We start from the raw sequence: 11,821 nt of genomic DNA on the forward strand, positions 1-11,821 counted from the left end.
CTGATCAGCTCTTTACCCGGTTGACGTACTCGCCGGTACGGGTATCGACTTTCAGCACCTCTCCGATGGAGATAAACAGCGGCACCTGAACCACCGCTCCAGTGGAGAGGGTGGCCGGCTTGGAGCCACCCTGGGCGGTGTCACCTTTCATGCCCGGGTCGGTTTCCACCACTTCCAGTTCGACGAAGTTCGGCGGCGTTACCGACAGTGGCGCCCCGTTATACAGGGTGACCGTGTACACATCCTGTTCCTTGAGCCACTTCACAGTATCACCCACCGCCTTGGCATCGGCCGGGTACTGCTCAAAGGAACCGTCGGTTTTCATGAAGTGCCAGAACTCACCGTCTGTGTACAGGTACTCCATGTCCTGATCCATGACGTCAGCTGCTTCCAGGCTCTCGCCGGACTTGAAGGTACGCTCCCAGACCCGGTTGGTCATCAGGTTGCGGAGCTTGACGCGGTTGAACGCCTGGCCCTTGCCAGGCTTGACGAACTCGTTCTCGAGAATGACGCAGGGGTCGCCATCCAGCAAAACCTTAAGACCGCCGCGGAATTCGTTGGTAGAATAAGAAGCCATGAAACACTCACCTGAAATGACGCTGTTGGAATGTGAAAGTCCGCTATGATACAGCGAACCGCCGCCCGTATAGAAGCCCACGACCCGGATAACCCCCTGCCTACCTGGCAAAGCCTGCTGGCACGGTCTGTCACCAGCCCCGGGGTGCTGCTGCGCCGCCTGGGGCTGGACCACTCACAACTCGAGCGGGGGGCGGAAGCCGGCCACCATGCGTTCCCGGTGCGGGTGCCCGAACCCTGGCTGGCCCGCATACGGCCCGGCGATCCGGACGACCCGCTGCTGCGCCAGGTGCTCCCGCTGGCTGCCGAAGGCGATGAGCAGAACGGCTATGTGCGCGACCCCCTGCAGGAAAATGACGCCAGCCCGACGCCGGGCCTGATCCGCAAATACCGCAGCCGGGCGTTGCTGATGGTGACCGGCCAGTGTGCCATCAACTGTCGTTACTGTTTCCGGCGACACTTTCCCTACCCGGACCACCGGCTTTCACCCGAACAGCGGGACCAGGTGATCACCACGCTCCGGGCCAGCCCGGAGATCAACGAGGTCATACTCAGCGGGGGTGATCCGCTGGCCGTCAATGACCGCCTGCTGTCGGGCTGGGCAAGGGCCCTCGCAACGGTGCCTTCACTGACCCGGTTGCGCATCCACAGCCGCCTGCCGGTAGTTATCCCCCAGCGGGTCGATGATGCCCTGCTTGAATGGATCAGCGAGTGTCCCCTGAAACTGGTGCTGGTCGTACATGTGAACCACCCCCGGGAGATTGACGACGATGTCCGCCAGGCCCTGGCAAAACTCGCCCGCGTGGGCGTGACCCTGCTCAACCAGAGCGTGGTACTGAGGGGGGTCAACGACCATGCGGACACCCTGGCGGAGCTGAGTGAATGCCTGTTCGGGGCCGGCGTGCTGCCCTATTACCTCCATGCCTTTGATCCGGTCGCCGGTGCCCACCACTTCGACGTCCAAGACGATGAGGCCAGGGCCCTGGTACGCGAACTGCAGGCCAGACTGCCCGGCTACCTGGTACCACGGCTGGTGCGGGAAGTGCCCGAGCGCCCCGGAAAGACCCTGCTGGATGTTGGCATGGAAAGCCCTGCCGGTGGGTAATGCCAGGCAACTGTCAAACATTGTCATGTTACAGTTTTCTGGCTTTCCCCTGTGTTTTTGCTATTTTATGGTTACCCGGAGCTTCCGATAACGATTTGTAATTCCGTGAGATTTCTTTCGGGCACTCTCCCTTGTTACTCTGCTGGCGTGCAGAGAGGATTCGCAGCATGAGCGACAGGTTCCACTGGTAAGACGATGCAGAAACCCGAACTGACCGTACCCGAGCCCAGGATTGCCCACCTGTCGTTTTGCGAGGCGACTCCCAGGGCCTTCCGCTACTGGGTGGACCATCTGCCCATGGCGAACCTCGGGGAACTGTCCCGGCAGCTCTACCACGCCATCATCGAAGTCAACCAGCTGTTCTGCCCTCCCGCCCAGCGGCTCCAGTTTCTGGAGCTGATGCGGCCACGGATTCACTTTGTCTGTGCCGAGCTGTCACGGCACTATCTGGGCATGGCCATTGCCCTTCCCGAGAAGCAGCGCAAGATCGCCAACCTGTCCCAGGCCTTGCAGCTGCACCTGGCATCCGGCTACAAGCTGACCATCGTCGAGATGCTCGACGCCGGTAATGCCGACCGGCAGCGCAAACCGCTGGCCCAGGCCTGCCATCGGGCACTGACGGAGCTGGGTGCCACCATCCTGCGGGCCCAGCAGCTTTACACCACAAGCCCCTCTGGTAGCTGGCATGAAAGCCACCAGTTATTCCGTTTTGCCCGGCATAACAATCTGCACGACATTGAAGTGCAGGACGACCAGCGTGCTCACCGAACCGGATCCACGGTGGCGGATGCCTATTCCCGAAGCCTGTTGCTGGGCTGCGCCCGGGCCAACCAGCTACGTCAGAATGAACTGGAACAGGTCAGCGAACTGTTTGAACTCTGGGCCCCCAGGGTCCGCTGCGCACCGGAACTGGCTGCAACAGCGGTATTCGTCGTGGATACAGACAGCGACAAACCCCCATGCTATCGCTCACTGGCGCCGACGGCTGACAGCGAGCAGTGGTGGGGATTCGATACCGGTCCCATGGCAGAGCAGATCCAGCAGCACCTGCGCCAGTCGCCCCAGCCAGCGCCCGGCAGGCAGACGGCTGGCAAGGCAGATACCCAGGCCCCCGGACTGCCACTGATACCGCGCGTCAGCGAAGCACTGCTGACCCATCTGGGACAGGCCCTGGCCCTGCTTGCCCAGCGCAACTTCAACCGGCTGGAAACAGACGGCCAACTGGAGATCTGCGCCGGCCTGACCGCCGTGCACTATTTCGTGGCCGGCCAGAAACCCTTTGCCGAGTTTGTGGTCGGCAACGCCAGTGGTGGCCCGTCCGACCGGGATAACCGGTTCATGAAACCGGCACGGAAGGATGCCTGGTCCGAGGCCTTTGACGCCGGCATTTCCGACGAACGGATTCGCCCGCTGGCCGACGCACCGATCAACTACCCGAAGCCCGGCGTAGAAAGCGACACTGCCCAGACCCGGAACCAGCCCCGGTCATACCTGACCCGGGTGGTCAACACCAGCCCTGGTGGCTATTGCGTGATCTGGAGCGCGAACATACCCCCAACCCTGCAGGCCGGGGAAATTCTGGGGGTGCGGGAGCACCGCAACCACCCCTGGAGCATCGCCCTGGTCCGCTGGCTGCGACAGAATCGGGGCGAAGGCACCCGCATCGGCATTGAGGTAATCGCCCCCGGCGCAACGCCCTGTGGCGTGCAGCTGATCCAGAAAACCGGCAACAGTAGTGAATTTCTGCGGGGTTTGCTGCTTCCGGAAATTCCCGGCGCTCATCTCCCGGAAAGCCTGGTGACCCCGAAGCTGCCCTTCCAGAGCGGCAGCCGCATCACCCTGCTGCACCAGGGTGTCCAGGACCAGGGCCTGCTGGGCCGCAAGATCGCTGCCACCGGCAGCATCAGCCAGTTCGAGCTGCGCCTGTACAACCGCCCGGACGAGCCGGGCACCGAAGCCACCAACCGGAAAAGCTCCTTCGGCACCAGCGACAGCGACTTCGACTCCCTCTGGCCGGATCTCTGACCCTCCCCCTGACCGGCAAAACTGCGTGCCAGCTCCCGCTATGACCAGCTGAGGCTTGTTATTGCCGGTTATCCCCTGCATCATTCGGGGTTATTGTCCGACACCCGCCTCCGGGGCCCGTCGACAAGGATCAGAGCACTGGCACGGACGGCCCCGTGTAAGGAAGCATCAGCTGCCCGTACTTCAGGGCATCAGACAGACAGCGAGACCGCCAGCGAATGCAGAAGCAAAAGACCACCGTCCACCTGCTGATCATGGACCCGTCCCAGAACGATGCGGAGTCACTGGTCAGCCTGCTGCGCAATTCCGGCCGGGCCACCCGCGCCCATCGTGTCACTTCCGAGGAAGACCTGGACGAGGCGGTCCGTACCGGCCAATGGGACCTGTTCCTGGCCAGGGACACCCAGTCGGATTTCATTCCGGACGATGCCCTCGCCACTATCCGCCGGCTCGACAAGGACATTCCCTTTGTCCTGCTGACCGAATCCGAAGACCGGGAACGCACACTGGCAATCATGAGAGCCGGCGCCCAGGACGCCTGTCCCGTGAGCGAGACCGAACGACTGATGCTGGTGATCCGCCGTGAGCTGACCAACCTGGATGAGCGCCGCCGTCGCCGGGTGCTTGAGTCCCACCTGCGGGAAGCCGAGGCACGCTGCCAGCTGCTGCTGGAAAGCTCCAAGGATGCCATTGCCTACGTCAACGACGGCATGCACGTCTATGCCAACCATGCCTATATGGACTTCCTTGGCTACGACGACCTGGATGAACTCATGTGCATTCCGCTGCTGGATACCCTGGCCCCGGAAAGTCAGGACGACCTGCGCAAGTTCATGAAAGCCTTCGCGGAAACCCGGGAAGACGGCATGAATCTCAATGCCTTGGCCCGTCGCAGTGACGACCAGGACATCAGCATCACCATGACCCTGTCGGCCGCTACCTTCGATGGTGAAGCCTGCGTCCAGGTGGTGATCCAGCCTGAGCACAATGATGCGGAGCTGCAGGAAAAGATCCGTGAGATCAGTAACCAGGACCTGCTGACCGGGCTCTACAACCGCCAGTACCTGATGGAACAACTGAACCGTGCCGTGGCCACCGCCGGCGAGAAGAATCAGACCGGCGCCCTGGCCTATATTGGCATTGACCGGTTTGTCAGTTTCAAGAACGACCTGGGCATTGCCGGCACCGACCTGCTACTGCGGGATTTTGCCGCCCTGCTGGAAAAACACGCCGGCGACGATATGGTGCTGGCGCGGATCAGCGATGACGCCTTCTGCCTGCTGTGCCAGCCCTGTGAAGAACAGGTCATGGCCGAGCGCTGCGAAACGATCCGAAAGGCCGTGGATGACCACCTGTTCGACATTCAGGGCCGGTCCGCCCAGGTAACCGTTTCCATCGGCGTGGCCGCCATCACCGAGAACGCCCCCAAGGCCGCTGACCTTCTTGGCAGGGCCCACATTGCCCATGGCGCCGTACGCAAGGAACCGGGCCATGAAAACGGCAATGGCGTGGTGGTGTACAACCCGGCCAGCTATGAAAAGCTCGATGACTCCAACTCCCTTGACGCTATTACCAAGGCGCTGGAAGAAAACCGTTTCCGCCTGCTGTTCCAGCCCATCATCAATCTGCGGGGAGAAGGCGAGGAACACTACGAGGCGCTGGTGCGGATGCTGGACAAGGACGGCAAGGAAGTCTCTCCCTATGACTTCCTGCCACCAGCGGGACCCTCAGACATGGCCACCCGGATTGACCGCTGGGTGGTGCTGCAGACCATCAAACAGCTGTCACAGCATCGCAGCCATGGCCATGACACCCGCCTGTTCCTGAACGTGACCGCAGAAACCCTGCAGGACCAGACCTTCAGCCAATGGCTGAGTGTGGCCCTCAAGGCCGCCCGCCTGCCCGGCGACTCACTGATCTTCCAGATGCGGGAAGGCGACGCCAACAGTTACCTCAAGCAGGCGAGGGATTTCAGCAAGTCCCTGCGTGAACTGCACTGCAAGATAGCCCTGTCCCAGTTCGGCTGCGCCCTGAACCCCTTCAACACCCTCAAGCATGTGGATGTGGACTACGTGAAGATCGACGGTTCCTTCACCGAGGAGATTCAGAAGAGCGACGAGGCGCGGGAGAAGATAAAAGAGATGATCCAGTCGCTGCAGAGCAGCGGCAAGCTCACCATCATTCCCCTGGTGGAAAGTGCTTCCGTGCTGGCAACACTCTGGCAGGCCGGGGTGAACTACATCCAGGGGTACTACCTGCAGGCGCCAGTGCCGGAGATGAACTACGACTTTGGCGACCAGTAACCGCCGCCCTGCGAGCGTTTACTGATCTGCCCCGGCGCCTGCACGGTCATCGGGGCAGGCGCCCGTTACTCAGCGGGGCGATGCCAGCCGGGTTTCGGACTCACGGTAACCCAGCAGGTACAGAATGGCATCCAGCCCCAGCGTGGAAATGGCGTGGCGGGCAGACTCTTTCACCACCGGCTTGGCCCGGAAGGCCACACCCAGTCCTGCCTGGCTCAGCATGGGCAGATCATTGGCCCCGTCCCCGACAGCAATCACCTGCTCCCGGGAAATCTTCTCCCGCTCGGCGATTTCCAGCAGCAGCTGTGCCTTGCGGGCGCCGTCCACGATGGGGCCAGCCACCCGGCCGGTGACCTTGCCATCGACAATTTCCAGCTCATTGGCGTAGACGTAGTCGATACCCAGCCGTTCCTGCAGGTGGCGGGCGAAGTAACTGAAGCCACCTGACAGGATGGCCGTGCGATAGCCCAGAGAACGCAGGGTACGGATCAGGTACTCGGCCCCCTCGGTCATGGTCAGCCGGGCCGCAATGCGCTCCAGCACCGACTCGTCCAGCCCCTTGAGCAGGGCCAGGCGCTCCGCAAAGCTCGCACTGAAATCCAGCTCGCCACGCATGGCCCGCTCGGTGATTTCCGAGACCTGATCACCCACGCCGGCCTCCAGGGCCAGCTCGTCGATGACCTCCGCGTCTATCAGCGTGGAGTCCATGTCAAATACCACCAGGCGACGGTTACGGCGGAAAATGGAGTCTTCCTGGAAAGCGATGTCCACATTCATGTCACCGGCAATTTTCAGAAAGTCCGAGCGCAGGGCCTCCAGGTCCTCCGGGGTACCCCGTACGGAAAATTCCACACAGGCAATCCGGTTATCACTCGGCGCCAGCGACGGCCTGGCCGACAGACGGGTGATATTGTCGATGTTCAGGCCGTGACGGGCGGTAATCTCGGACACCCGGGCAATCTGCTCCGCCTTGATGTCACGGGACAACAAGGTAATCATGTAGCACGCCCTGTTTCGGCCTTCCGCCCACTGCTGGTACTCCGCCTCGGTGATGGGGGCGAAGCGTACCTGCAGATCCAGCGCATGGAGCCGGAACAACAGCTCCCGGATCACCGGGGATGCCTGGGTCTCATCGGGGATTTCAGCCAGGATGCCCCAGGTCAGGTAGTCATGGATCACCGCCTGGCCGATGTCGAGAATGCGCACATCATACCGGCCCATGATGCCGGTGATTTCAGAAGTCAGGCCCGGCTTGTCGCGGCCGGACACATTGATCAGGACCAGTTCACTCACTGTCTTCTTCTCCGGTCGCCACCTCGTCGCTGCCGGCGGCGGCAATGACGTCAATACCATCCACCCGCTGCAGCCCCCGGGGCAACTTGTGACCACGGCGGCCGCGCTCACCCAGGTAATGCTCCAGGTCGCTGAAGCGAAGGCCGAGCTTGCGTTTGCCGGCGCGGATCTCCAGCTGGTCATCTTCCCCGAACACGGTCAGGGCAACCACGAACTCCTCCCGGTTCTGGACCCGGGCCGAGGGGATGCTGATGATCTTGTTACCCTTGCCCCGGGCCAGTTCCGGCAGCTGTTCCAGCGGGAACACCAGCATCCGGCCCTCATTGGAAATGGCCGCCAGGTAAAGGGGCTGTTCCCGGCGCGGAACCGCCACCGGCTCCATCAGCTTCGCCCCCTTCGGGATAGACACCACCGACTTGCCATTGCGGTTCTTGCTGATCAGGTCGGCGGCACTGGCCACGAACCCGTAACCCGCATCGGTGGCCAGCAGGAACTTTTCATTGGCATTGGCCACCAGCAGGCCCGCAAAGCTCGCCCCGGACGGCGGATTGATGCGACCGGTGAGTGGCTCCCCCTGCCCCCGGGCTGAGGGCAGACTGTGGGCCATCAGGGAATAGGCCCGGCCGGTGGAGTCCAGGAATACGGCGTTCTGGTTGTTTCGTCCCTTCGCCGCCAGTGCGAACCTGTCGCCGGACTTGTAACTGAGGCCGGCGGGATCGATGTCGTGCCCCTTGGCGGCTCGCACCCAGCCTTTCTCTGACAGCACAACCGTTACCGGGTCATTGGAGACCAGGTCCGCCTCGGAGAAGGCCCGGGCCTCTTCCCGCTCGACAATGGGGGAGCGCCGGTCGTCGCCGTAGGTTTCCGCATCCGCCAGCAATTCGTCCTTGATCAGCTCCCGCATGCGGTCCTCGGAGCCGAGGATGGCCTGAAGCTCGTCCCTTTCGGAGGCAAGCTCATCCTGTTCACCGCGGATCTTCATTTCCTCCAGCTTGGCCAGGTGCCGCAATTTCAGCTCGAGGATGGCTTCAGCCTGCTCCGCGGACAGCCCGAAGCGCTTGATCAGTTCCGCCTTGGGTTCGTCCTCATAGCGGATGATATTGATGACCTCGTCGATGTTCAGGTAGGCAATCAGCAGGCCTTCGAGGATGTGCAGCCGGGCCAGTACCTTGTCCAGGCGATACTGCAGGCGGCGGGTCACCGTGGTCTTGCGGTAGGCCAGCCACTCGGTGAGCATGGTGTGCAGGTTCTTCACTGCCGGCCGGCCGTCGTTGCCGATAACGTTCAGGTTGACCCGGTAGGTCTTCTCCAGATCCGTACTGGCAAACAGGTGGGCCATCAGGCCTTCCACGTCGACCCGGGACGAGCGCGGCACGATCACCAGGCGGGTGGGGTTTTCGTGGTCGGATTCGTCCCTCAGGTCTGCCACCATGGGCAGCTTGCGGGTCTGCATCTGCTGGGCAATCTGCTCCAGCACCCGGTTGCCGGACACCTGGTGTGGCAGGTCGGTAATGACCACCTCGCCGTTCTCCCGGATCCAGCGGGCCCGCATCCGCAGACTGCCCCGGCCGGTGTGGTACATCTGGCGGAGGTCCCTGCGGGGGGTGATAATTTCGGCGCCGGTGGGAAAGTCCGGTCCCTTGATGTGCTCGCACAGTTCGTCCACATCCGCGTCAGGCTTGTCCAGCAGGCGAACACAGGCCGCTGTCACTTCCCGCACATTGTGAGGCGGAATATCGGTGGCCATGCCTACCGCAATGCCGGTGGTGCCGTTGAGCAACACATGGGGCAGACGGGCCGGCAAGGTGGAGGGCTCGTCCATTGTGCCGTCAAAGTTGGGCACCCAGTCCACCGTGCCCTGGCCCAGCTCGCTGAGCAGCACTTCCGAGAATTTCGACAGGCGGGATTCCGTGTACCGCATGGCGGCGAAGGACTTGGGGTCATCCGGCGAGCCCCAGTTGCCCTGACCATCCACCAGCGGGTAACGGTAGGAGAATGGCTGTGCCATCAGCACCATGGCCTCGTAACAGGCACTGTCACCGTGGGGGTGGAATTTACCGAGCACATCACCAACCGTACGGGCGGACTTCTTGTACTTGCTGGTGGACTTGAGCCCCAGCTCCGACATGGCGTAGATAATGCGCCGCTGCACGGGTTTGAGTCCGTCACCCACATTGGGCAGGGCCCGGTCGAGGATGACGTACATGGAATAATCCAGGTAGGCCTTTTCCGTATAGTCCCTTAACGAAACCCGCTCAAAACCTTCGTCGGTGGTCTGAAACTCTGGCATGAATGCCCCTTGCTCCGGAAATGGATTCTCCTGTGACCGGCCTGCACAAGTTTTGCGCCGGGTACCGCGCTGGCAGGTCACTGTACTGCTCGTTACACAGCGGTGTGCCGTATAGCGAGGCTCATTATATGGAGGCGGGGTGCATTAGACCAATTTTGCGTCGGAAATCCCCGGCGCTTTTTTCCAATAGCGGAATTCCCGCATGTTTCCGGCCAACGGGTCACCGTATTCTCGTCGAGGATTGTGGATTAAGGATTCGACATCTGAACACCGGAACAGCTGCCTGCTCCGGCCCATTACTCAGAGCGAACACTATGAAACTGACTCTCAAGGCATGCCGTCAGGCGGTTTTCACCGCGATGATCAACGGCGCACTGGCCCTGGCATTGATGCTCCTGGTGGAGTTTTCGCTCAGTGGCAGCCTGGTACTGACAAGACCCTTTCTGATCGCCGGCCTTCTGGTTGCCCTGGTGATCTTTGTCGCCCAGTTCTTCCGGCAACTCAGACTCTGCCGCTGCAACCAGAACGAAAACGGGGCCCCTACCAAGTAAGGGTCCCGTTCTTCAGTCTGCCGGGGTCCTGCCCGGCCGGCATCACCAGTACTTACTGGCGAATACCCTCAACCGAGATTTCCAGCTTGACCGTTTCCGAAGCGGGGCCCAGGTCCATGGGAATGCCGAAATCCTTCAGCCGGATTTCTGTTTCCGCATCGAAGCCCATACGATAGCCGCCCCAGGGGTCTTCACCATGGCCCTGGAGTTCCACCTCCAGGGTGACTTCCCGGGTGACGCCGCGAAGGGTCAGCTCACCGGTTACGTCCGCTTCCTCGCCGTCGTCACCCACCTCGACCCGGGTGCTGCGAAAGGTAGCTTCGGGATGCTCGTCCACGAACAGGAAGTCCTCACTGCGCAGGTGCTTGTCCCGTTCGCCGTGATTGGAGTCCACGCTGGAGGTGTCGATGGTTACGTTGACCTTGCTGTTTTCCGGGTTCTCCGCATCAAACACGAACTCCCCGTCGAAGTCATTGAAACGACCATAGAGGGTGCTGAAGCCCAGGTGTGACACCTCGAACGTAATAAACTGGTGTGCACCTTCTGTATCGAAAGCATAGGTACCGCTGTGCTCGTTGGCGACGGCAGTACCGGCTACGGCCAGCGTCATTGCCGAGGCAAGAAGGGTCTTTTTCATGGAATGTTCTCCTTTGATGTTCTCTGATGAGATCCGTTGGCTTTGGAAACCGGTCAGTCCCTGCCCTTCAGGGCCACAGGCAGCATGCGCCTGAGGGTATCGTCCCGGTCGACGATATGATGCTTGATGGCCGCCAGGCCATGGAGCGAGGCCAGCACGACCAGACCCCAGGTGACCCAGTAATGAATGTCGCCGGCGATGTCTTCCATACCCCTGATGCGCCCGGTCACAGAGGGCACCTCAAACCAGCTGAACACCCGGATCGACGAACCATCAGCAGTGGAAATCAGATAGCCGCTGACCATGGCGGTAAACAGCAGCAGATACAGCACCCCGTGCGCCAGCCGTGCCGACAGGACCTCCGCCGGAGAATGGCTGCCCAGGGCGGCGGGCGTGGTATCCAACAGGCGCCAGATGAGGCGCAGAATAACCACCACAAACAGAAGAATGCCGATACTTCGGTGAATATGGGGCCCCAGCCGATAGAATTCGTCGTAGTAGGTCAGGTCCACCATGTAATAACCTAGACCAAAGAGACCGAACACGGCGAGGGCTACCAGCCAGTGGAGGGTGGCGTGGACGGCGCCGAAGCGCCTGGATGAGTTCAGCAACTGCATGATTCTTGAGTATCCTTACCTGCTTCCGGGCCAGGCACCAGCACAAAACGTGACCGTGCCCCTACACCAGACCTGATAATCACAAGCATAGGAAGCTGGCAGCGGGAAGCCAACCGCAAATTTCTGCCCGGACTGTTCAGTTTTTCTGAATAACTTTCCAGACTACCGTCTTTACCCCCTTGGTCGTATTGGGTTTTACGGATTCAGAACCTCTATGGAAACCATATAATGGATTTATCACTTTCACAGGGCGGAACGCCCGAATGCACAGGGAGAAGACCATGGAACTCGAATTCGACGAATCTGTCGTTGTGCCGAGCAACAACTGAATCGAGTAGGAGGGGGAGTTGCCTCCCCCGTCCTCTCACACCACCGGGCATACGGTTCCGTACCACGGCGGTTCATGATTGGCTCTGAAGCCGAA

9 protein-coding genes are annotated in these 11,821 nt (G+C 61.2%); 4 read left to right on the plus strand and 5 right to left on the minus strand.

Annotated elements, in window-relative coordinates; translation table 11 throughout:
* Window positions 1–4: 4 nt before the first annotated feature.
* A complete protein-coding gene (efp, locus tag ACESMZ_RS11950; RefSeq protein WP_372956728.1) occupies window positions 5–577 on the minus strand; it encodes an elongation factor P in 573 nt (190 codons plus the stop codon).
* A 45-nt stretch (window positions 578–622) separates the two neighbouring features.
* Here efp and epmB point away from each other — a divergent pair, with 45 nt between their 5' ends.
* The 3 genes from epmB to ACESMZ_RS11965 all read left to right on the plus strand — a co-directional run bounded on the left by epmB (window position 623) and on the right by ACESMZ_RS11965 (window position 6,009).
* Window positions 623–1,681: an EF-P beta-lysylation protein EpmB gene (gene epmB / locus ACESMZ_RS11955; RefSeq protein ID WP_372956727.1), complete on the plus strand. Its 1,059-nt coding sequence runs from the start codon at window positions 623–625 to the stop codon at window positions 1,679–1,681.
* A 195-nt stretch (window positions 1,682–1,876) separates the two neighbouring features.
* A complete protein-coding gene (locus ACESMZ_RS11960; protein WP_372972679.1) occupies window positions 1,877–3,706 on the plus strand; it encodes a GTPase in 1,830 nt (609 codons plus the stop codon).
* A 218-nt stretch (window positions 3,707–3,924) separates the two neighbouring features.
* A complete protein-coding gene (locus ACESMZ_RS11965; RefSeq protein ID WP_372956725.1) occupies window positions 3,925–6,009 on the plus strand; it encodes an EAL domain-containing protein in 2,085 nt (694 codons plus the stop codon).
* 69 nt (window positions 6,010–6,078) lie between these two features.
* Here ACESMZ_RS11965 and serB read toward each other — a convergent pair whose 3' ends face one another.
* Window positions 6,079–7,302 (minus strand): phosphoserine phosphatase SerB, encoded by a 1,224-nt coding sequence (gene serB / locus ACESMZ_RS11970; protein WP_372956724.1) that lies wholly within the window; start codon window positions 7,300–7,302, stop codon window positions 6,079–6,081.
* Window positions 7,295–9,592 (minus strand): DNA topoisomerase IV subunit A, encoded by a 2,298-nt coding sequence (gene parC / locus ACESMZ_RS11975; RefSeq protein WP_372956723.1) that lies wholly within the window; start codon window positions 9,590–9,592, stop codon window positions 7,295–7,297. The genes serB and parC overlap by 8 nt, the downstream gene beginning before the upstream one ends.
* Window positions 9,593–9,906: 314 nt before the next feature.
* On the opposite strand from parC, the gene ACESMZ_RS11980 reads away from it, so the two are divergent.
* Window positions 9,907–10,143, plus strand: coding sequence for a hypothetical protein (locus ACESMZ_RS11980; RefSeq protein WP_372956722.1), 237 nt, complete (start codon window positions 9,907–9,909; stop codon window positions 10,141–10,143).
* A gap of 52 nt (window positions 10,144–10,195) precedes the next feature.
* On the opposite strand, the gene ACESMZ_RS11985 is transcribed toward ACESMZ_RS11980, so the two are convergent.
* The gene (locus tag ACESMZ_RS11985; RefSeq protein WP_372956721.1) at window positions 10,196–10,780 is read right to left on the minus strand and encodes a YceI family protein; all 585 of its coding nucleotides are present in this window, start codon (window positions 10,778–10,780) and stop codon (window positions 10,196–10,198) included.
* A gap of 53 nt (window positions 10,781–10,833) precedes the next feature.
* A complete protein-coding gene (locus tag ACESMZ_RS11990) occupies window positions 10,834–11,397 on the minus strand; it encodes a cytochrome b (RefSeq protein ID WP_372956720.1) in 564 nt (187 codons plus the stop codon).
* Window positions 11,398–11,821 lie beyond the last annotated feature (424 nt).

The organism is Marinobacter sp., from assembly GCF_041690615.1.
In the GTDB taxonomy this organism is placed as follows: domain Bacteria; phylum Pseudomonadota; class Gammaproteobacteria; order Pseudomonadales; family Oleiphilaceae; genus Marinobacter.